General features: G+C 72.9%; 16 protein-coding genes. 10 read left to right on the top strand and 6 right to left on the bottom strand.

The features are described 5' to 3' along the window. The first annotated feature begins 3 nt into the window (after nt 1–3). From ACFPM7_RS12255 to ACFPM7_RS12235, 5 genes are all read left to right on the top strand, one after another. Complete coding sequence (locus ACFPM7_RS12255) at nt 4–294, top strand: SdpI family protein (RefSeq protein WP_378247140.1); 291 nt, start codon at nt 4–6, stop codon at nt 292–294. 10 nt (nt 295–304) lie between these two features. Then, nucleotides 305–730, top strand: a complete 426-nt coding sequence (gene msrB, locus ACFPM7_RS12250; protein ID WP_378247138.1) for a peptide-methionine (R)-S-oxide reductase MsrB — start codon at nt 305–307, stop codon at nt 728–730. A 220-nt stretch (nt 731–950) separates the two neighbouring features. Further along, a complete protein-coding gene (locus ACFPM7_RS12245) occupies nt 951–1847 on the top strand; it encodes a TIGR04222 domain-containing membrane protein (RefSeq protein WP_378247136.1) in 897 nt (298 codons plus the stop codon). 39 nt (nt 1848–1886) lie between these two features. Beyond that, nucleotides 1887–2690: an MbnB/TglH/ChrH family RiPP precursor modification enzyme gene (locus tag ACFPM7_RS12240; RefSeq protein WP_378247134.1), complete on the top strand. Its 804-nt coding sequence runs from the start codon at nt 1887–1889 to the stop codon at nt 2688–2690. Further along, nucleotides 2687–3004: an SCO6045 C-terminal-like domain-containing protein gene (locus tag ACFPM7_RS12235; RefSeq protein WP_378247132.1), complete on the top strand. Its 318-nt coding sequence runs from the start codon at nt 2687–2689 to the stop codon at nt 3002–3004. Before ACFPM7_RS12240 ends, ACFPM7_RS12235 begins: the two co-directional genes overlap by 4 nt. 258 nt (nt 3005–3262) lie before the next feature. Here the strand turns inward: ACFPM7_RS12235 and hemQ are convergent, their stop codons facing one another. Genes hemQ through hemE form a run of 3 tightly spaced genes read right to left on the bottom strand, consistent with a single transcriptional unit; the run spans nt 3263 to nt 6432 of the window. Further along, nucleotides 3263–3955 carry a hydrogen peroxide-dependent heme synthase gene (gene hemQ / locus ACFPM7_RS12230; protein ID WP_378247130.1) on the bottom strand — a complete coding sequence of 231 codons (693 nt, stop codon included), beginning with the start codon at nt 3953–3955 and terminating at the stop codon, nt 3263–3265. A gap of 18 nt (nt 3956–3973) precedes the next feature. Further along, on the bottom strand, nt 3974–5341 hold the full coding sequence (gene hemG, locus ACFPM7_RS12225; RefSeq protein WP_378247128.1) for a protoporphyrinogen oxidase: 1368 nt from the start codon (nt 5339–5341) through the stop codon (nt 3974–3976). Then, nucleotides 5341–6432 (bottom strand): uroporphyrinogen decarboxylase, encoded by a 1092-nt coding sequence (hemE, locus tag ACFPM7_RS12220; RefSeq protein ID WP_378247126.1) that lies wholly within the window; start codon nt 6430–6432, stop codon nt 5341–5343. The genes hemG and hemE overlap by 1 nt, the downstream gene beginning before the upstream one ends. Before the next feature lie 116 nt (nt 6433–6548). On the opposite strand from hemE, the gene ACFPM7_RS12215 reads away from it, so the two are divergent. Both ACFPM7_RS12215 and ACFPM7_RS12210 read left to right on the top strand, forming a co-directional pair. After that, entirely contained in the window at nt 6549–7109 is a 561-nt protein-coding gene (locus ACFPM7_RS12215; RefSeq protein WP_378247124.1) for a DUF3000 domain-containing protein, read from the top strand. A gap of 59 nt (nt 7110–7168) precedes the next feature. Further along, nucleotides 7169–7801, top strand: a complete 633-nt coding sequence (locus tag ACFPM7_RS12210) for a type 1 glutamine amidotransferase family protein (protein ID WP_378247122.1) — start codon at nt 7169–7171, stop codon at nt 7799–7801. Between the two features lie 44 nt (nt 7802–7845). On the opposite strand, the gene ACFPM7_RS12205 is transcribed toward ACFPM7_RS12210, so the two are convergent. The 3 genes from ACFPM7_RS12205 to ACFPM7_RS12195 all read right to left on the bottom strand — a co-directional run bounded on the left by ACFPM7_RS12205 (nt 7846) and on the right by ACFPM7_RS12195 (nt 16177). Next, the gene (locus ACFPM7_RS12205) at nt 7846–12405 is read right to left on the bottom strand and encodes a CshA/CshB family fibrillar adhesin-related protein (RefSeq protein WP_378247120.1); all 4560 of its coding nucleotides are present in this window, start codon (nt 12403–12405) and stop codon (nt 7846–7848) included. A gap of 94 nt (nt 12406–12499) precedes the next feature. After that, the gene (locus ACFPM7_RS12200) at nt 12500–14965 is read right to left on the bottom strand and encodes a M14 family zinc carboxypeptidase (RefSeq protein ID WP_378247118.1); all 2466 of its coding nucleotides are present in this window, start codon (nt 14963–14965) and stop codon (nt 12500–12502) included. A 150-nt stretch (nt 14966–15115) separates the two neighbouring features. Further along, on the bottom strand, nt 15116–16177 hold the full coding sequence (locus ACFPM7_RS12195; protein ID WP_378247116.1) for a dipeptidase: 1062 nt from the start codon (nt 16175–16177) through the stop codon (nt 15116–15118). A gap of 258 nt (nt 16178–16435) precedes the next feature. Between ACFPM7_RS12195 and ACFPM7_RS12190 the strand changes: the two genes are divergently transcribed. The 3 genes from ACFPM7_RS12190 (at nt 16436) to ACFPM7_RS12180 (ending at nt 20049) form a co-directional block, all read left to right on the top strand. Continuing rightward, nucleotides 16436–17152 (top strand): response regulator, encoded by a 717-nt coding sequence (locus ACFPM7_RS12190; RefSeq protein ID WP_035282988.1) that lies wholly within the window; start codon nt 16436–16438, stop codon nt 17150–17152. Nucleotides 17153–17250: 98 nt separating this feature from the next. After that, a complete protein-coding gene (locus ACFPM7_RS12185; protein ID WP_378247113.1) occupies nt 17251–18480 on the top strand; it encodes an HRDC domain-containing protein in 1230 nt (409 codons plus the stop codon). A gap of 183 nt (nt 18481–18663) precedes the next feature. Next, nucleotides 18664–20049, top strand: coding sequence for a Gfo/Idh/MocA family protein (locus tag ACFPM7_RS12180; RefSeq protein ID WP_378247111.1), 1386 nt, complete (start codon nt 18664–18666; stop codon nt 20047–20049). The last annotated feature ends 3 nt before the right edge of the window (nt 20050–20052 follow it).

Below are 20052 nucleotides of genomic sequence, written 5' to 3'. Positions count from 1 at the left end.
GGCATGGCCCAGGACGAACCGCGGGACCGGTTCAGCGACGAGCTGCTGGGACTCGACCGCGACGACCCCGAAGCGCAGGCGTTCGCCGCCCACCTGGACCGCGTCGAGCGGGTCCGCCCCAACTACACCGTCGAGGGATACCTCGGCGGCGTGTCCGACTTCGCCGAGTCCGCCAACCGGCTCGGCGGCCACTACCGGCTGACCGCGGGCATCCTCGTCGCGCTCATCCTCCTCGGCGTGCTCATCGCGGCGTGGGAGTCGCTCGCGTTCATCGTCCTGCTGCTCCTGGGCTAGCGTGGAGACCATGGAACCCGTTGTCGGAGCCACCCCTCCAGTGGTCAAGTCCGAGCAGCAGTGGCGCGCCGAGCTGAACCCGGCCGAGTACCGCGTCCTGCGCGAGGCGGGCACCGAGCCCGCCTTCACCGGCGAGTACACCGACACCAAGACCTCGGGCGCCTACCACTGCCGCGCGTGCGGGGCCGAGCTGTTCCGCAGCGAGACGAAGTTCGACTCGCACTGCGGCTGGCCGTCGTTCTTCTCCCCGCTGGCCGGTGACCGGGTCATCCTGCGCGAGGACCGCGCGTACGGCATGGTGCGCACCGAGGTCATCTGCGCCACCTGCCACAGCCACCTCGGTCACGTCTTCGAGGGCGAGGGCTACCCGACGCCCACCGACCAGCGGTACTGCATCAACTCGATCAGCCTGCGCCTGGTGCCCGACGAGCAGTAGTCGCGCGCTCACGGCCGGCTAACCTAATTCCTCCACAGGGCTTCCCTAAGTCTTGCTCAAGCTGCCTTGTGCTATCGGTCACACCGCAACAGCATTGTCCCCGGACGATCAATCCTGATCGGACGAACGAGGGGATGGGCGGTGCGGTCCGTGACGTGACCAGCGGCGGCGTGAAGCCTCCGGGCGCGCAGGGAACCGCCTGCCCGGTGAGGGGGTACCGATGGAACCGTGGGGCATCAACGGGCCCGACTTCCTGCGGATCTATCTGGTCGGCTTCGTGTTCGTGCTGCTGTTCGCGGCCGCGGTGCGCATCACCGCGCGGGCCGGGGACGCGGTCGGCAGGTCGGCGGCGGGGACCATGTCCGCCGACCTGCTGTCGGTGCACGAACTGGCCTACCTGGCCGGGGGACAGCGGCGTGTCGTGGAGACCGCCGTCGCACGACTGCTCGACCTGGGAAAGCTCAAGGCGGGCAGGCACGGGGCGGTCCGGGTGGTGGCGGGGGCCACGGCGACGGACACGGTCGACCGGGAGGTCATGGCCAACGCCGAGCGCTACCGGGCGATACGCCCACTGGTCGACCGGGTCGGTCGCGGCGATGCCGTTCGAGGGGTGCGGACGTCGCTGACCGCCAAGGGGCTGCTGGTCGACGGAGGAGCGGTGCGGGCGCGGCTTGCCGCGGTGCCCGCCGTGGTGCTCCTCGTGGTGGGTATCGCGCGGTGGGTGAACGGCTTGGCGCAGGGCTTCCCGGTCGGCTGGCTCACGATGGGCCTGCTGATCACCGCACTGGTCACGGTGGTGCTCTACCGGGCCCCGCTCGGCGAGCGGACCTACGCGGGCGAACGGGTGCTCAAGCAGGCCAAGGAAGCACGCAACGACCCGTCGGCCATCGAGGCCGCCGTCCTCGGCGGCGCGACCGTGGCCGTGCTGTTCGGCGGCCTCACGGCCTATCCCGACCCGGAGATCAGCTCAGCGCTGGCGACGGTGAAGGCAAGCAGCGGCGGCGCGTCGTCGGGCGGCGGGACCGGGTACACGTGCGGCCACGCGTCGTCGTGCTCCAGCGGCGGTGGCAGCAGCTGCGGCGGCGGGGGCGGCTGCGGCGGGGGTGGCGGCGGGTGACCGGGGGTTGAGACGGCGAGCGGGGGCATGATGGACGCCATGGGAGCACTGGGAGTGGGCATCGGCTGGCGGTCGGAGATCGACCTGACCGTCGAACGCCTGCCGGGTGTGGATTTCGTGGAGGTCGTGGCGGAGAACATCCCCCACGGCACCCTCCCGGAGTCCCTCCGGATACTCCGCTCCCGAGGCGTCCCCGTGCTCCCGCACGCCGTCTCCCTGTCCCTCGGCGGCGCCGACCCCCTGGACACCACCCGCGTCGAACACCTGGCAGGCGTGGCGAACGCCCTCGACGCCCCGCTGGTCAGCGACCACGTCTGCTTCGTCCGCGCGGGCGACTTCGACTCCGGCCACCTGATGCCGGTCCCCCGAACGCACGAGGCCCTGGACGTGCTGGTGGAGAACGTCAACCAGGCCCAGCGCATCCTCGGGGACGTCCCCCTGGCCCTGGAGAACATCGCGGCCCTGCTGGAATGGCCCGACGCCGAGCTGACCGAGGCGCAGTTCCTCGGGGAGCTGACCTCACGGACGGGCTGCCTGCTGCTGCTCGACGTGGCCAACATGTGGGCCAACGCCCGCAACCTCGGCCACGACACCGATGCCCTGCTGGACGACCTGCCACTGGAGAGAGTGGCCTATGTGCACGTCGCAGGCGGCTACGAACATGACGGCGTCTACCACGACTCCCACGCCCATCCGGTTCCACACCAGGTGCTGGACCTGCTGGCCGACGTGTGCGCGCGGGTGAGCCCTCCCGGCGTACTGCTGGAACGAGACGACCACTACCCAACCGACGACGACCTGGCCGCCGAACTCGCGGCGATCCGCAGGGTTGTGACGGCTTGAGCGCGCGGGAGGAACTGGGGCGGCGGCAGGAGGAACTGCTGCGGGCGCTGCTGGCGGGCGGGGTGGCCCCTGAGGGCTTCGATGGGCGGATGCTCGCGGTGGAGGCCCGGGCCCTGCTGAACAAGCGTCGGCGCGTGAACGCCCTGCTGGACCCGGAGACGGCGGCTGAGCTGGGTGAGCGATACCGAGAACTCTTTGACGAATGGGCAGCGGCCAACCCCCGCAAGACCGGCACCCGGGGACGGGCTGACGCTGCCGCTTTCCGCGCTTGGGCTCTGCCCCCTCAGAAGCGCCGCTGGTGGCAACGGCGCTGAGGCGCCTCCCCAACCACCCACTCGACGCCACCCCGGACTGCCAACCCGGACTGCCAACCTCCGGGCCTAGGCTGCCGACCACCCTCCCAACGCCACGCGCGTCCTGAAGTACGTAACCCACCCTCCCCCATCCCCCTCACCAATCCCCCCGACAGGCCTCTCCCCCACCACATCCAACGTGCGATGCCTCCCCTCACTCCCCGCCGGTTGTCGGTGGACCCGGACGACGCCGGCCCCGCCCACCGACAACCAGGAGGTTCACGGCAGGTTGGTCACCAGCTCCGCCGCGGGCAGCCGAGTCCCGGTGTAGAACGGGATCTCCTCGCGCACGTGCAGACGCGCCTCGGTGCCGCGCAGGTGTCGCATCAGGTCCACGATGCGGTGCAGTTCGTCCGCCTCGAACGCCAGGATCCACTCGTAGTCCCCGAGGGCGAAGGACGCCACGGTGTTCGCCCGGACGTCCGGGTAGTCGCGGGCTTCCTTGCCGTGGTCGGCGAGCATCTTGCGGCGCTCGTCGTCGGGCAGCAGGTACCACTCGTAGGAGCGGACGAACGGGTAGACGCAGATGTACTTGCGCGCGTCCTCGCCCGCCAGGAACGCCGGAATGTGGCTGCGGTTGAACTCGGCCGGGCGGTGCAGGGCGACCTGGCTCCAGACCGGGGTGGAGGCGCGGCCGAGGGCGGTGCGGCGGAAGCCGGTGTAGGCGGCCTGGACTTCCTCGATCGCCTCGGAGTGCCACCAGATCATGTAGTCGGCGTCCGCGCGCAGGCCCGCGACGTCGTAGACGCCCCGGACCTCGACGCCCTTGTCGGGGAGGGCGTCCAGGTAGGACTGGGCCTCGGCGGCGGTGGGGCCGCGGTCGGCGGGCAGGGCTCCGGGGGTGATGCGGAAGACCGACCACATCGTGTAGCGGATCGTGTCGTTCAGTTCGGCGTAGTTCAGGCGGGCCATGCCGTCATCGTCCCACTCTCAGGGCGCGAGGCCGAGGTGGGCGGCGACACGCCGGGCGGCGGTCTCGCCCGTGCCGACGCAGGCCGGGACGCCGACGCCGTGCAGGGTCGCGCCCGCGACGGCCAGGCCGGGGACGGCGGACACCGCGGCCTCGATCCCGGCGACCAGGTCCGCGTGCCCGACGCCGTACTGGGGAAGTCCGCCGCCCCAGCGCTGGACCACCGCGTCGAGCGGTTCGGCGGTGACGCCCGCGAGGTCGGCCAAGTCGGAGCGGACGGCTTTGACCAGCTCGGGGTCGGTGAGGCGCAGCGCGCCGTGGTCGCCGAGCTTGCCGACCGAGCCGCGCAGCAGCACCGGGCCGCCGCGGCCCCACTTCGTGGTGGAGTAGGTGAAGGCCTTCACCGCGAACGGCCTGCCGTCGGAGCGGCGCTCCCCGGCCCCGACCAGCACGCCGGAGGTGCCCGGCAGCTCGGTGCCCTCGGGCAGGGCCAGCGCCACGACCGCCATCGACGCCAGCTCGACCTCGGCGTAGCCGGCGGACGCGGCGGGCACGACATCAGCGAGCAGCCTGCGGGCGCTCGGCGCGGGGACGGCCAGCACGACGGCGTCCGCGGTGACCTCGGGCAGCGCGCGCTCGGGGCTCGCCGCGCCGAGGCTCAGCCGCCAGCCGCCCGCGGCGCGGGCCAGCGAGCGGACCACGGTTCCGGTGCGCACCTCGACCCCCGCGGCGAGGGCGTCGACCAGCGCGCCCATTCCGGCGTCCGGGGTGGCGAACACCGGCTCACCGGTGCTGGGGCGCACGACCGCGCGGGCGGCGGCGGTGAGCGAGGTCGCGCCCGCGTCGAGGGCGGCGGCGACGGGCGGCATGGTGGCACGCAGCCCCAGCCGGTCTACGCGGCCCGCGTAGACCCCGCCCAGCAGCGGATCGACCAGCCGGTCGGTCAACTCGTCGCCGAAGCGCGCGCGCAACAGCGGGCCGAGCGCGGTGTCGCCGTCCAGGCGCAGCGGGGCCAGCGCGGACTCGGCCTCGACGCGGCGCAGGCCGTCGGCGGTGAGCAGGCCGGCGACGGCGGCCGGGTCGGCGGGCAGGCCGAGCATCGTGCCGCCGGGCAGCGGCCGGGTGGACCCGCCGGCGTGGACGGTCGAGCGGGCCGCGGTGGGGTGGCCGGTGGCCAGGCCCAGCTCGGCGGCCAGGGCCGCGGCCTCGGGGCGGCGGTTGAGCCAGGCCTCGGCGCCGACGTCCAGCCTGGTCCCGGCGATGTCGACCGTGCGCAGCTTGCCGCCGAGGCGCTCGGCCTGCTCGAAGACGGTGACCTCGGCGCCGAGGGCGCGCAGCCGGTGGGCCGCGGTGAGCCCGGCGACGCCCCCGCCGACGACGGCGATCATCAGCGCACCGGCAGCCCGTGCAGGTGCTCGACGAGTCGGGTGATGACGGTCGGGTCGGTCTGCGGGAGCACGCCGTGGCCGAGGTTGAAGACGTGGCCGTCGGCGGCCCTGCCCTCGGCGACGATCCGGTCGGCGTGCGCGCGGACGGCCTCGTCGCCCGCGAACAGCACCGCCGGGTCGAGGTTGCCCTGCACGACCGTCGGGGAGCCGTCCCTGGCGACCCGGCTGACGGCCTGGTCGAGCGGGGTGCGCCAGTCGACCCCGACGACGTCGGCGCCCGCGTCGCGCATCGCGCCCAGCAGCGAGCCGGTTCCGACGCCGAAGTGGATGCGCGGGACACCGGCGTCGGCGACGTCGGCGAGCACGCGGGTGGAGTGCGGCAGGACGAACTCGCGGTAGTCGCGCTCGGACAGCGCGCCCGCCCACGAGTCGAACAGCTGCAGCGCGTCGACGCCAGCGGCGAGCTGCGCGCGCAGGAAGCCGGTGGTGATGCCCGCGAGCTTGCCCAGCAGCGCGTGCCAGGTGTCGGGGTCGGAGTACATGAGGGCCTTGGTGTGCTCGTGGTTGCGGCTGGGGCCGCCTTCCACGAGGTAGGAGGCCAGGGTGAACGGCGCGCCCGCGAAACCGATGAGCGGGGTCTCGCCGAGCGCGGCGGTGAGCAGCCGGACGGCCTCGGCGACCGGCGCGACGGCGGCCGGGTCGAGCTCGGAGAGCGCGTCGACGTCGGCGCGGGTGCGCACGGGGTGGGCGACGACGGGACCGGTGCCCGCGACGATGTCCAGGTCGATGCCCGCGGCGACCAGCGGCACGACGATGTCGCTGAACAGGATCGCGGCGTCGACGCCGTGGCGGCGGACCGGCTGCAGCGTCACCTCGCAGACCAGCTCCGGCTCGAAGCAGGCCTTGAGCATCGGGATGCCCGCGCGGATCTCGCGGTACTCCGGCAGCGAGCGGCCGGCCTGGCGCATGAACCACACCGGAACGCGGCTGGGGGTGCCGCCGCGGGCGGCGACCAGGAACGGGGCGTCGGGGAGGTGCCTGCGGGCGCCGGTCTGGATGTCCCCGTGCTGGATGTGCGCTGTCTCAGTCATGGCCTGCCAATCGTGCCACGGGTCCACTGGGAGCGGTCCACTCGCACCGTGGGTTGCGGTATTGGTCGGCGCGCCATCCCCGCTCACCGACTCGGGTGGTCCTACAGTTACCAGTCGTGACCGAGACGCCAGCGCCTGAGATCTTCGTCCGGGCCGTCGCGGCGCTGCGCTCGCTGCGCCCGCGTCGGGAGCTGAGCCTCGCCGAGGTCCGCGCGCCGCAGCGCCTGGCCCCGTTCGCCTACGCCCTGACCGCCGAGGCCGACGGCCCCGGCGACGTCCACGCCACCGGCAGGCTGATCCTGCTGCACGACCCGGACGGCCAGGACTCGTGGGAGGGCGTGCTGCGCCTGGTGGCCTACGTCCGCGCCGAACTCGACGCCGAGCTGGCCGACGACCCGCTGCTGCCCAGTGTCGGCTGGTCCTGGCTGACCGACGCCCTCGCCGCGGCCGCTGCCCCGCACACCGCCCTGGGCGGCACCGTCACCGACACCTCCTCGGCCCGCTTCGGCGACATCGCGGGCCCGGCCCGCACCGACGACCTGGAGCTGCGCGCGTCCTGGACTCCGCTGACGGAGCACCTGGTCCCCCACGGCGAGGCCTTCTGCGACCTGATGGCCAGCGTGGTGGGCCTGCCGCCAGTCGGCGTCGCCCTGTTCAGCCAGCGCCAAGGCGACTGAGCGACGGCGCCCAGGCCAGGACAACCGGGATTGTCGGTGCTCAGCGCTAGCTTTCCGACATGACGAGCGCTCACCTCTACGTTCTGGACACGATGGCCGACTGGGAGGTCGGCTACCTGACCGCCGAACTCAACACCGGCCGCTTCTTCGCCGAGCCGGGCAGCGCGCTGCCGGTCCGCACGGTGGGCGCCACCCGCGAGCCGGTGCGCACGATGGGCGGGCTGACCATCACGCCGGACCTGGCCCTGGACGAGCTGGCCCCCGAGGAGAGCGCGCTGCTGGTCCTGCCCGGCGCCGAGCTGTGGGACACCCCCGAGCACGCCCCGGCGATCACGACCGCGGCCCGCTTCCTCGACGCGGGCGTCCCGGTGGCCGCGATCTGCGGCGCGACCATCGCCCTGGCCGCTGCGGGCCTGCTCGACAGCCGCCCGCACACCAGCAACGACCTGGACGCCCTCAAGCAGCTGGCGCCGGGCTATCGGGGCGAGGGCTACTACTCGACCGACGTCGCGGTCGCCGACGGCGACCTGATCACGGCCAGCTCGGTCGCCCCGGTGGACTTCGCCCGCGCCGCCCTGCGCAGGCTCGGCGTCATGACGCCGCAAGCGCTTGAGGCCTGGTACGGCCTGTTCTCCACCCAGCGGCCGGAGTACTTCCACGCGCTGCTCTCCGCCGTCCCCCACCCGGCCTGACACCGCGGTGACGGGGTCCGATCACGACCCCGTCACCGCCTGCCTCACCCGCGCCTGCGCGAGAGCAGCAGCGCCCACATCCCCATGAGCACCAGCCCGGCCCCGATGCCCAGGCCGACCCCCACCGACGCCCCGGTGTCGGGCAGCGGCGGCACGTCCGGGTCCGGCTTCGGCGGCTTGGGCCTCGGCGGCACCGGCGGCTCCGGCACCACGGCGGGGACCTCGGTGGAGTCCGGCGGCGACACCACGGTCCCGCCGTCGGGTGTCCGCCCGCCCGCGGTCGCGGTGTTGCGGACGACCCCGCCGCGGATGTCGCGGGCCTTCACCACGTACTCCCCGGTGCACACCACGCTCTCCCCGGGCGCGAGCGGCCCGCTCGGACAGCTCGCCGTCACGGCCGGATCGTTGATCACGACGTCGGAGACCGTGACCGCGCCGGTGTTGCGCACGGTGAACGTGTAGGCGATCGTCTCTCCCGGCGTGGCCTTGCCGTCGCCGTCGCGGTCCCGCAGGGACGCGGCCTTGTCGAGGCTTAGGCGGGCCTTCGCCCCCAGCTCCGCGACAGCCGTGGACCGGTCCACGACGACATCGTCGGCGGGTGTCAGCCCGGTGACCACCGCTGTGTTGTCCACCCTGCCCGCATCGATGTCGGCCTGGGTCAGCACGTACGGATCGGCCGTGCACTCCACCGACGCCTTGGGGGCCAGCGGCCCGGCCGGGCACGTCACCGGGCCCAGCTTCGCGTCGGTCACCCGCACGTCGTGCAGCGTGACCGCGCCCGGGTTGGTCACGGTGAGGCGGTAGCGGATCGCGTCCCCGGCGTCGACTCCGCCGCCGTCGCGGTCGACGATCTCCGCGACCGCCTTCTCCAGGCCGATCGCCCCCGACGCGCGGATGGCGGTCTGTGTGGAGTCCTTGGCCGTGACGTCGACCCCGGACGGGTCCGTGCCGGTGGCGGTGGCGGTGTTCTCCACCACGCCCGCGTCGACGTCGGCCTGGGTCAGCGCGTACGGATCGGCCGTGCACTCCACCGACGCCCCCGGGGCCAGCGGCCCGGCCGGGCACGTCACCGGGCCCAGCTTCGGGTCGGCGACCGCCACGGGGTCGAGCGTGACGTTGCCGGTGTTGGTCACGGTCAGCCCGTACCGGATCTCGTCACCGGCGTCCACACCGTCGCCGTCCACATCGACCACCGGCCCGGAGGTCTTGTCCAGCCCGATGTCGCGCACCGCCGGGATCGGGACCGTCGCGCTGTCGTCGCCGGAGACCGTGCCCCCGGACGGGTCGGTGCCGGTCGCCGTGGCCGTGTTGGGAACCTCGCCCGCGTCCACGTCCGCCTGGGTCAGCACAGAGGCGGCGGCCGTGCACTCCACCGACGCCCCTGGGGCCAGCGGCCCATCCGGGCACGTCACCGGACCCACCTTCGGGTCAGCGACCGCGACCGGGTCCAGCGTCACGTTCCCGGCGTTGGTCACGGTGAACCCGTAGGCCACGGTGTCGCCGGCGTCGAGGCCGCCGCCGTCGACGTCCTCGACCGAGTCCACCGACTTGACCAGCGAGATCAGCGGCGCCCGAACCACGGCCACCGTCGCGGTGTCCGAGGCCACCACCGGCACCAGCGAGGGCGGCAGCCCCTCCACCGTCGCCTCGTTGTCCACCCTGCCTGCGTCCACATCGGACTGCTTGAGCACGTAGGGGGCGGCCGTGCACTCCGCGGACGCCCCGGGGGCCAGCGGCCCGGCCGGGCACGTCACCGGGCCCACCTTGGAGTCGGAGACGGTGATCGGGTCCAGCGTCTGGTTGCCGGTGTTGATCACCGTGAACCAGTACCCGACGGTGTCGCCCGCGTCGTGTCCGTTGCCGTCGACGTCCTGCACCGCCGAGGCCATCTTGACGATCCGCACCGACGGCTGCTCCGCGATCGGCACCACGACGCTGTCCTCGGCCGTGACGGGCTCCCCCGACGGCGGGGTCCCGGTCGCGGTGGCCGTGTTCTCCACCTCGGCCGCGTCGACGTCCTCCTGCGTCAGGACGTACGCCGCCGCCGTGCACTCCACCGACGCCCGGGGGGCCAGCGGCCCGGCCGGGCACGTCACCGGACCCGCCTTCGGGTCAGCGACCGTGACCGGGTCGAGCGTCACGTTCCCGGTGTTGGTCACCAGGAACCCGTAGGTCACGGTATCCCCGGCGTCCGGCCCATTGCCGTCTACATCGGACACCGCTGACGGCGACTTCACCAGCGAGAGCGCCGGGAGCGCCACGACCGACGTGCTGGTGTGGTCGGTGCTGGTGGCCTTCCCGCCGTCCGGGGCGGTGCCGGTCGCGGTGGCGGTGTTGGACAGCACGCCCGCGTCGACCTCGGCCTGCGTCAGCGCTCTGGTCACCGGGTCGCACGAGACCGAGGCCCCGGGCGCGAGCGGCCCGGCCGGGCACGTCACCGCGCCCACCACCGGGTCGGACACCACGACCGGGTCCAGCGGCACGTTCCCGGTGTTGGTGACCTGGAAGGAGAACTCCAGCGTGTCACCGGCATCGGGGCCGTTGCCGTCGCCGTCGACCAACTCGCCGACGGACTTGTCGAGCACCAGCGCCCGGGTGACCGGGATCGGCGTGGTGGTCGAGTCCGTGCTGGTCACCGTCTTGCCCGACGGCGCGGTCCCGGTCGCGGTCGCGGTGTTGACGAGCGTGCCCGCGTTGACCTCGTCCTGGGTCACCGGCCGGGCCACCGGGTCGCACACCACCGACGCCCCCGGCGCGAGCGGCCCGGACGGGCAGGTGACCGGACCCACGACCGGGTCGGACACCACGACGGGGTTCAGCGCCACGTTGCCGGAGTTGGTGACGGTGAAGCCGAAGGTGACCGTGTCGCCCGCGTCGGGCCCGTTGCCGTCGACGTCGGTCAGCGGCCCGGCGGTCTTGGTCAGCAGGACCGCCGGCCGCGCGAGGGTGTTCGTCACCGTGCACTGGACCTGGTCGTCGGCGTCCAGCGCGGGCAGCGCCCACTCCGGCGCCGATCCGGTCACCGCGACAGCGTCCCCGGTGATGCCATCCACACAGGACACCGCGGGCACGTAGTCGGCCAGGTTCGCCGACGCGCCGGCCACATCGGCGATCCGGTAGCCCGAGCCCGGCTCGACCGCCACGGCGCCCGAGGTCGCCGAGGTCTGCTCGCCCGCGGTCGTGGCGCTCGCCACCTCGGCCCCGTTCCTGGTGGCCCGCACGGTGAACTGGTCGTCGCCGTCGGCACGCGCGGGCAGCGACTTGGTGACCGTGATCGTGGGCACGGCGACGCGCAGCGCGTGGTCCTCGGCCTCGCCGGAGAGCGCGACACCGCTGGCCGAGGCGAGGTCGGCGGCCGACGAGGCGATGCGCAGCCGCAGGTAAGTGGGCGCGTCGAGGGCGGGGCGGACGTCGGCGGGCACGGTCCACACCAGCTCGGCCGAGCCCGTGCAGGGTGTCAGCCCCGAGCGCTCGCCCGCGCCGAACGCGCCGTCGCGGTTCCAGTCGAGCCAGCCCGCCACCGTCGCGGTTCCCGTGCAGGCGGCCGTGACCGCGTAGGTGCCGCCCGCCACCACCTCGATCGTTCCGGGATCGGTTATCGCGTCCTCGTCGTCGGGCGGGCCGAAGACGCCGTTGCCGGTGGTGTCGTCGCCGGTGGCGCCAGGACCGGCCAGCACCGCGTCCTCCGGGTCGACGGTGGCGCCCAGGCGGACCGGCGGCTGGGCGCTCGCGCCGAGCTGGAGGTCGGGACTGTGCGAGAGCACTGTCGTGCCCGCCGGGATGGTGCCGCCGGAGAAGCCGTACTGCTCCAGGTGCACGGCCTCGCCGTAGCTCGCGGGGGCGTCGCCGCGGTCGAAGGACAGCACGACGCCGAGCGCGATCGCGGTCTGCCCGCCGCCGCGGAACCGGACGTTCGCCGAGGACGCGCCCTCCATGAACCCGACGACGGCCGGACCGGCCGCGCACGTGGCTGTCGAGCGGCCGAAGGTGAGGGTGTTGGCCGCTGAGCGGGTCAGCTCGGTCTGCCCGGAGCAGCCCGCCGAGCGGTAGCGGTCGATCACCCGCCAGGTGGCCGACTGCGGGATGGTCGCCTCGATGAACTCGTTGCCCTGGGTCGCCATCTGCTCGGCGTCGGCCAGCACGAGCCCGCCGAGCGGGAACGGGGTGCCGTTGAGGGTGCCCGAGCAGGAGAAGTCGAAGGTGACGATGCGGTTGGACGTGCCGAGGCCGACAACGAGCTGGTTGGCCCCGCCGGTGCCGCCGACGTTGTACATGTCGTCGAAGCCGTCGCCCTGCCAGGAGCCGGGGCGGTACCCGTAGAGGTTGTTGGCGCCCGCGTTGCCGCTGATGCCCGACACCGAGCAAGTGACGGCGATCGTCTGGTCGCCGACGGTCCGCGTCTGCGTCTTGCTGAACCCGGCGTCGGGCAGCGCCGTCCCGTGCGCGCCCCACGAGAACCAGTCGATGGCGCCGAGGAAGCGGCCCGCGCCGCCGGTGGCGAACTCGGCGTGCGCGGGCCGGACCGAGACCACCGTCAGGACCAGCGCCAGCAGGGCGGTGAGAGCGACTGCGACCCCAGCACGAGCACACGCCAACCGAGCCACAGCCACTCCCCTAACCGTCCAAGGTCACCTCGATCAGTGGAGTAAGGCGGACATCAGCCCGCAACCTGGATCTTCGCTGTTCACCCGCACGTGTTCAGCGGCGGCGCTTGCCCTCGCGCGCGGACCTCGTGCACACCTCGCCGACGTCGAGGGTCTGGCCGCGGTCGACGAAGACCTCGGCGATCCCGACGAGCCTGCCGCGCTTGTCCGAGCAGGTCAGCGTGTAGGGCTCCTTCGGGCCGTAGATCGGCGGCAGCGGCGAGGCGAAGTCGACCCGCAGGCCCGACCAGTCGTCGGGGGCGGCGGGGTCGGCCTGCTCGTAGTTGACCATCACCGCGCGGTAGTCCCCGGCGGGCGGGTCGAACATCACCGCGGCCTCGGCATTGGTGCCGCCACTGGCCGAGGTGGCCACCACCTCGTCGGCGGAGTTGAGGACGTAGAGGTCCCAGTCGGTGCCTGCGGTGCCCCACCCCACGGAGACGGTCAGCTTCCCGTTGTCGGCCGCGGGCAGGCCGCTCACCCGGAACGGCACCACCTCGGCGGTCTGGTCGATGGGGTAGCTGGGGTTCTCCGCGGGGATGCCCGGCGGGTTGGCCAGCGTGATCGCCGCCTGCGGCGGGGCCTGGGGCTCGCGGCCGTAGCGCCCGGCGACGAACGGCCGGGTCGAGGGGTTGACCGCCCAGCTGAAGCGCCCGCCGTCGGCGACGAGGTCGGAGGTGAGCGTGTCGGTCACGTAGAGCGGCGCGCCCACCGACCCGTCCGGCTGCCGCACCGGGGAGGTCGGCGTCTGGAAGGTCTTGCGCAGCTGGAGCTTGTGCCCGCGCGGCGCCGAGCCGATGAGCGTGGAGTGCGCGGCCGGGTCGGCGGCGTTGGCCAGCATGTCCAGGAACGCCGCCCGGTTGCCGCCGCGGCCCGCGCCCGCCGCAGGGGCCAGGCCCGCGTACTCGGCGACGACGCCGTCGGCGAAGGGCGGGTGGAACTCGTTCGGGCCGATCTCGAAGGTGAAGCCCCAGCCGCCGGTGGCGAAGTAGGACCAGTCCTCGGTGGAGCCCGTGGTGTCGTAGAGCTGCCAGGACGGCTGGCTGGTGTAGCCGTTGCGGCTGGCCATCAGGTCGCCGAGCGCCTTGTAGGCGGGCTCGTCGAGCGGGGCGCGGACGTCGGCGACGCCGGGCACGCGCAGCACCAGGTTGGAGTAGGTGTGCAGGGTGATCAGGTTGGTCACCTGCCGGGTGGACACCAGCGCCCGGACGTTGCGGGTCTCCGGCTCGGAGAACGGCCCCGAGCCGCGGAAGGTGTCGCTGGACCAGGACGAGGACGCGCCCGCGCCGCCCCAGAAGCCCGCGTAGTTGCGGTTGGGGTCGGTGCCGCGCAGCCTGCCCGCCGGGTTGGCCGCGCAGGTGCCGGTGCGCATGTTCTCCGGCGAGTCGCTGACGTTGCAGTTCTTGCGCTTCATCTCGTAGTCGAAGCGGGAGAAGTCCCCGCGCGGCTCGGCCTCGCGGGAGACGGAGAAGCCGTCGGGGTTGACGATGGGCACCACGACGTTGCGGGTCTTGCCGACCAGCGAGCGGATGCGGGCGTCGCGCTGGTAGCCGGTGACCAGCTCGTGCGCCCACTCCATGGCGTGCTCGCCCGCGGGCCACTCGCGCGCGTGGTGCACGCCCATGAGGAAGTTGACGGCCTTGCCGTCGGCGAGGTCGTGGACGTCGGTGGCGATCTCGACGCCGACGACGTCGCGGCCCTCCCAGGTGCGCTCGGGCAGGGTGAAGGCCCGGACCAGGTCGGGGTGGCGGCGGGCCAGCTCCTTGATCTCGTACTCGTAGTCGTAGAGGTGGCGGTAGGTGGTGCGGCCCGAGGGCAGCGGCGAGCGGTCGGTGCGCCGGTCGTAGGCGCGGTCGGTCTCGGCGTTGGCGATGGAGCGGGCGGAGATGTCGGCCCGGACGACTTCACTGGCCAGCCCGCTGCCCGCGAGGGTGCGGCGGTCGGCGTCGGTGGCGATGACGACCTCGACGCCGGTGGCGTCGGCCTTCTCGGTGACGTCGAGGTCGAGGGCGAGGAGCCGGTCCTTGTGCGCCCGGGTCGGGGTGGCGACCCGGACGATGTCGGCGCGCTGCGGCGCGGCGGTCGCGGGCGCCACGGCGAGGAAGTCGACGCCGAGGCGGACCTGGCCCGCCGAGCCCGCGTAGCGGCAGGCCTGCACGGTCAGCCGCTGCCCGGCGGTCACGAAGCCCTCGGCCAGCTCGACCGAGCGCAGCGCGGCCGACGCGGCGACCAGCGCGCCGGTGGCCTGGTCGAAGACGGCGACGTCCCAGTCGCCGACGCCGCCGCCCTGCGGGGCGAGGCGGGCCTGGAGGAGTCCGTCGACGCCCGAGGTGACGTCGCGGTGGGCGGTGCCCCGGGTGCCCGCGCGCAGCGGCGCGTCGAAGCAGCTGCGGGCGATGGCCTGGTTGGCGCGGAGCACGCCGTCGTCGGCGGCGGCCGGGGTGCCTGCGAGGCCTGCGATCACGGCCCCGGTGAGTCCGAGCGCGGCCGCTGTGCGCAGCGCGCCTGAGGTTCGGTTCACGCCTGTCCTTTCGCGGAAGAACGTCTGGCCCGGCTGACGCTAGGCAGGTTCGATCACGCGGATAGGCCTTACCGGTTGCCAGATGTGACCGCGGGGAGGCGCACCGGCACTTTTTACCTGTTGCCAGTTTTCTTCGTTGCCGGTTACCGCTTACCGCCGGTCGGCGGCGGCGTCTTCGGCCGCTTGGAGCACTCGTAGGACGTTACGGCCAGCAACCTTGGCGCAGTCGGACGCACTCCATCCGCGCTCCAGCAGAGCCGCGAACAACTCGGGGTAGGAGGCGACGTCCGGCAGGCCGTCCGGCATGTCCGGGCACCCGTCGTAGTCGCCGCCGACGCCGATGTGGTCGACCCCGACGACCTCGCGCGCGTGGTCGAAGTGGGCCACGACGTCGGCGATCGTCGCGCGCGGCGCGGTGGCGCCGGAGCCGCCGTCGACGTCGGCGACGGCCTGCGAGACGAACTGCGGCACGAAGGTCACCATCAGGACACCGCCGTTGCCGGGAAGGCGTTCCAGCACGTCATCGGGCACATTTCGGACGTGGTCGGTGACCGCGCGGCAGGACGAGTGGCTGAAGATCACCGGAGCGGAGGCGACGTCGAGGGCGGCGTGCATGGTGGTGGCCGCGACGTGGGACAGGTCGACCAGCATGCCGAGCCGGTTCATCTCGGCCACGACCCGCCTGCCGAAATCGGACAGGCCGCCGACGGCGGGGACGTCGGTCGCCGAGTCCGCCCAGGGAGTGTTGTCGTTGTGAGTCAGGGTCATGTACCGGACGCCGAGGCGGTGCAGGACGCTGAGGACCCGCAGCGACCCGCCGATGGAGTGGCCGCCCTCCGCGCCCAACAACGACGCGACTTTCCCCTGGTCGAAGGCACTTTCGACAGCTTCAGCCGTTTGGGCTAGCGCGAGCTGGTCCGAATGCCGGGCGATGATCTCGTGCGTGAGGTCGATCTGCTCCAGCACGGCGGTGACGGCCTCGGGCCCGCTGAGCGAGCTCGGAACGTACACCGACCAGAACTGTCCGCTCACCATTCCCCGCCGCAACCTCGGCAGATCGGTGTGCGTGGACGACTGCTCGACGGTCAGGTCGACGGCGGAGAGGTCCGAACCGAATCGATCACGGAGCGTCCACGGCAGGTCGTTGTGGCCGTCGACCAGCGGGGCCTGCGCCAGGACGGCGCGCGCCGCCTCCAGATGGGGGTTGACCACTACCCGTGACTCCGTTTCATCGTGTAGCTAGACCCTTCCGTTACGTCACCACCTGGCGAGTCACCCGAACGTGTTACGAAAACTGCCGTCTGTCACAACCCGATCGGATACATACCCGATTGATCGTCCCGCTAACCCGCTTGGGCGGCTAGGCTGCCCCTGTCGACACCACTTTCGGTCCAACGGCGGCGCGGCTGTTTGGTCGAAAGTCCCAGTGCCGGTCGGGGGGGCAACGACCGACTCCAGGGAGGTAGTGACGTGGCTGCCGTCGGCTTAGGTCAGGCCGTTCGAACCACGCCAGCCGGCTCCTTGCCGGCCAACATGGTCCCGCACCCGCGGGAAGAGCTGTTCTCAGTGCTGGTGGTCGATGACCACCCACTGTTGAGGGAGGCGATAGCAGCCCGACTCACCCAGATGGGTGCGGGCACTGTGCACGAGGCCGCCACGGTGGCCGAGGCGAGGGCGCGAGCGCAGGCCACCGGGCCATGCGACTTGGCGATCCTCGACCTGGGTCTGCCGGACGGTAGCGGGATCGAGCTGGTCACGGAGCTCCGCAGCCACGGTTGGCCGCGGATCGTCGTGCTCGCCTCGTCCGACGACCCCTACGCCGTTCGATCGGCCTTCCAGGCGGGCGCTCAGGCCTACCTGCTGAAGTCCGCGTCGCCGGTGGTGGTGACCGACGGAGTCCGTCGCGTGCTTGAGGGTGGCGTCTACGCCGACCCGAGCGTCGCGCCGGTCCTCGCGACGGGCACCAGGGTGCCGGGCACCGACAACACCCCGCGCGAGCTCTCGGCGCGCGAGGTGGAGGTGCTCCAGCTGGTCGCGGACGGGCAGTCCAACAAGGAGATCGGCGAAGCGCTGAACCTGTCAGCCTTGACGGTGAAGTCGCACCTTTCGCGGATCGGCCGCAAGTTGGGTACCGGCGACCGGGCCCAGATGGTCGCCCTCGCCATGCGCGCGGGCGTCATCCGCTAGGCATCAGCGGTCGTGTGGCTGGGCTGGGCATGGCCCAGCCACACGACTGCTGCTGATTCACGCGCCGCAGGTGGGCGCGTGCCGTAGGGTCTTGCGCCGTGACCACATCCGGCCAGGGACCCGACGTCATCCCCGTTCCGCTCACCGAGCCCGCGGACGGCACCCCGGACGTGGTCGCCGACGCCGCAGCGCTCGACGCCGCAGCGGCGGCCATCGCCGCGGGCGCGGGTCCGATCGCGGTGGACACCGAGCGGGCCTCCGGCTACCGCTACTCCCAGCGGGCCTACCTGGTCCAGGTACGCCGCGAGGGCGCCGGCACCTTCCTCATCGACCCCGTCGCGCTGGACGACCGCATCGATCCGCTGATCGAGGCGCTGTCAACCGACGAATGGGTACTGCACGCCGCCTCCCAGGACCTGCCGTGCCTGGCCGAGCTGGACCTGCGTCCGCCGAGGCTGTTCGACACCGAGCTGGCGGGCAGGCTCGCCGGGTTCGAGCGCGTCGCCCTCGGCACGCTGGTCGAGCGACTGCTCGGCTACCACCTGGAGAAGGGCCACGGCGCGGCCGACTGGTCCCGCAGGCCGCTGCCGATGGACTGGCTGAACTACGCCGCCCTCGACGTCGAACTGCTGGTCCCGCTGCGCGACGCGCTGGAGAAGGAACTGCGGTCGCAGGGCAAGCTCGACTGGGCGCTGGAGGAGTTCGAGGCCTTGCGCACCGCTCCCCCGGCCCCGCCGCGCAAGGAGCCGTGGCGGCGCACCTCCGGCATCCACGGCGTGCGCAACGCGCGCGGGCTCGCGGCGGTCCGCGCCCTGTGGGAGACCAGGGACGGGCTGGCCCGCCAGCGCGACATCGCCCCCGGCCGGGTCCTGCCGGACAGCGCGATCATCGCCGCGGCCGCCGCGAACCCCGAGGACGAGTCGGCGCTGCTGCAACTGCCGGTCTTCCGCGGCCGCGCCCAGCGCCGCATGTCCGGCACCTGGCTGCGGGCCCTGCGCACCGCGGCCCGGCTGCCCAAGTCCGAGCTGCCCGACCCGTCCCCGCCGAACGACGGTCCGCCGCCGCCCAACCGCTGGGCCGACAAGGACCCCGACGCCGCCGCCCGCCTCGGCGCGGCCCGCGCCGCGCTCGCCGCGCTGGCCGAGGCGCACACCCTCCCGGTGGAGAACATCCTGCAGCCCGACCTGGTCCGCCGGACCTGCTGGCAGCCGCCGGAGTCCGTTGACGCCGAGTCGGTGGCGGGCGCGCTGCGCGCGGGCGGGGCCCGCGAGTGGCAGATCGCCTTGGCGGGCCCTCCGCTGACCGAGGCGCTGCGCGCCAGCGCGTAGTCCCCCACCTCTCGACGCCCGCAAGCGCCTGTGCGCTCGCGGGCGTTTCTGGCTGCGCTTCTTTTCAGCCTCGATGCTTGAAGATGATGGAAAGTGGATGATTCAAAGCAGTTCTTGACATCTTTCGCGCGTCAAAGCACAGTCATGAGCATCCCTGCGACCCCCCACTGGGAGTGGTGATCGATGACGGACATGCTCAACGTCTCCCGACGATCCCTGTTCGGCGGCGCGCTCGCCGCGGGCGCGTTGGCGGCGATGCCCGCGGTGGCGACGGCGGCCCCGGACCGCGCCGGCGCCGACCCCAAGCGCAAGCGCGGGCAGCAGACCATGATCGGCGTGCCGTTCGAGGAGCACCGCGAGGTCAGGGTCGGCCTGGTCGGGCTCGGCAACCGGGGTCGCGGCATGCTCGACAGCTGGGCCGCGGTGCCCGGCTGCGTGATCACCGCGGTGCACGACGTGCGCCGCGACCGCGCCGTCTCCGCCGCGGACAGGCTGGTCTCCCTCGGCAAGCCGCGCCCGGCCGTGCACGGCACCGACACGTCGCTGTTCAGCGCCGACGACGTCGACTTCGTCTACATCGCGACGCCGTGGGAGTTCCACCACGCGCAGGGCAAAGCGGCGCTGCTGGGCGGCAAGCACGTGGGCGTCGAGCTGCCGATCGCCACCGAGCTGGCCGAGCTGTGGGACCTGGTCGACACCAGCGAGCGCACCCGCAAGCACCTGTTCCTCATGGAGAACTGCAGCTACGGCCGCAACGAGCTGGCCATGCTGAAGATGGCGCACGAGGGCGTCTTCGGCGAGATCACCAACGGCCACGGCGGCTACCTGCACGATCTGCGCGAGCTGCTGTTCTCCGACAGCTACTACACCGACGCGTGGCGCAGGAAGTGGCACACCCGCAGCACCGCGAGCTTCTACCCGATGCACGGCCTCGCGCCGATCGCGGCGTGCATGGACGTCAACCGCGGCGACCGCTTCACCACCCTGGCCGCCACCGCGACCGCCCCGCGCGGCCTCGCCGACTACCGCGCCCGGCACGTGCCCAAGGGACACCCGTCGTGGAACGAGACCTACGTCAACGGCGACCTGGTCACCTGCCTGATCGAGACCGAGCGCGGGCGGGTCATCCGCGCCGAGCACGACGTCAGCTCGCCGCGGCCCTACAGCCGGATCAACTCGCTGGCGGGCAGCCGCGGCATCGTCGAGGACTACCCGGCGCGGATCTACCTGGAGCCCGACCACGGCGGCCACGCCTGGCAGGACTTCCGCCCGTACCGCGACCGCTTCGACCACTGGCTGTGGAAGACCATCGGGGAGAACAACCCGGGCGGGCACGGCGGCATCGACTACCTGCTCCAGTGGCGCATCGTCAACCAGATGCGGCTGGGCCAGGTGCCCGACATCGACGTCTACGACTCGGCGGTCTGGTGCTCGCCGGTGCCGCTGAGCGTGCAGTCGCTGGAGCGCGGCGGAAAGCCCGTGCGCGTGCCGGACTTCACCAGGGGCCAGTGGATGGTGCCGAGGGTGGGCCTGGACTCCCGCCCGACCCCGATGCCCGCGACCGTCTGAAGG

The sequence above is a fragment of the Actinokineospora guangxiensis genome, assembly GCF_042657845.1.
Taxonomy (GTDB): domain Bacteria; phylum Actinomycetota; class Actinomycetes; order Mycobacteriales; family Pseudonocardiaceae; genus Actinokineospora; species Actinokineospora guangxiensis.
Note: the sequence above shows the minus strand (reverse complement) of the source record. Positions and strands in the feature narration are given on the sequence as shown.

Bases quoted from the DNA above. Each gene is read 5' to 3' on its own strand.
- ACFPM7_RS12240 (WP_378247134.1), top strand. From the start codon at position 1,887: ATGGGAGCACTGGGAGTGGGCATCGGCTGGCGGTCGGAGATCGACCTG.
- ACFPM7_RS12210 (WP_378247122.1), top strand. From the start codon at position 7,169: ATGACGAGCGCTCACCTCTACGTTCTGGACACGATGGCCGACTGGGAG.
- hemG (WP_378247128.1), bottom strand. From the start codon at position 5,341: ATGATCGCCGTCGTCGGCGGGGGCGTCGCCGGGCTCACCGCGGCCCAC.
- hemE (WP_378247126.1), bottom strand. From the start codon at position 6,432: ATGACTGAGACAGCGCACATCCAGCACGGGGACATCCAGACCGGCGCC.
- ACFPM7_RS12180 (WP_378247111.1), top strand. From the start codon at position 18,664: ATGACGGACATGCTCAACGTCTCCCGACGATCCCTGTTCGGCGGCGCG.
- ACFPM7_RS12255 (WP_378247140.1), top strand. From the start codon at position 4: ATGGCCCAGGACGAACCGCGGGACCGGTTCAGCGACGAGCTGCTGGGA.
- msrB (WP_378247138.1), top strand. From the start codon at position 305: ATGGAACCCGTTGTCGGAGCCACCCCTCCAGTGGTCAAGTCCGAGCAG.
- ACFPM7_RS12245 (WP_378247136.1), top strand. From the start codon at position 951: ATGGAACCGTGGGGCATCAACGGGCCCGACTTCCTGCGGATCTATCTG.
- hemQ (WP_378247130.1), bottom strand. From the start codon at position 3,955: ATGGCCCGCCTGAACTACGCCGAACTGAACGACACGATCCGCTACACG.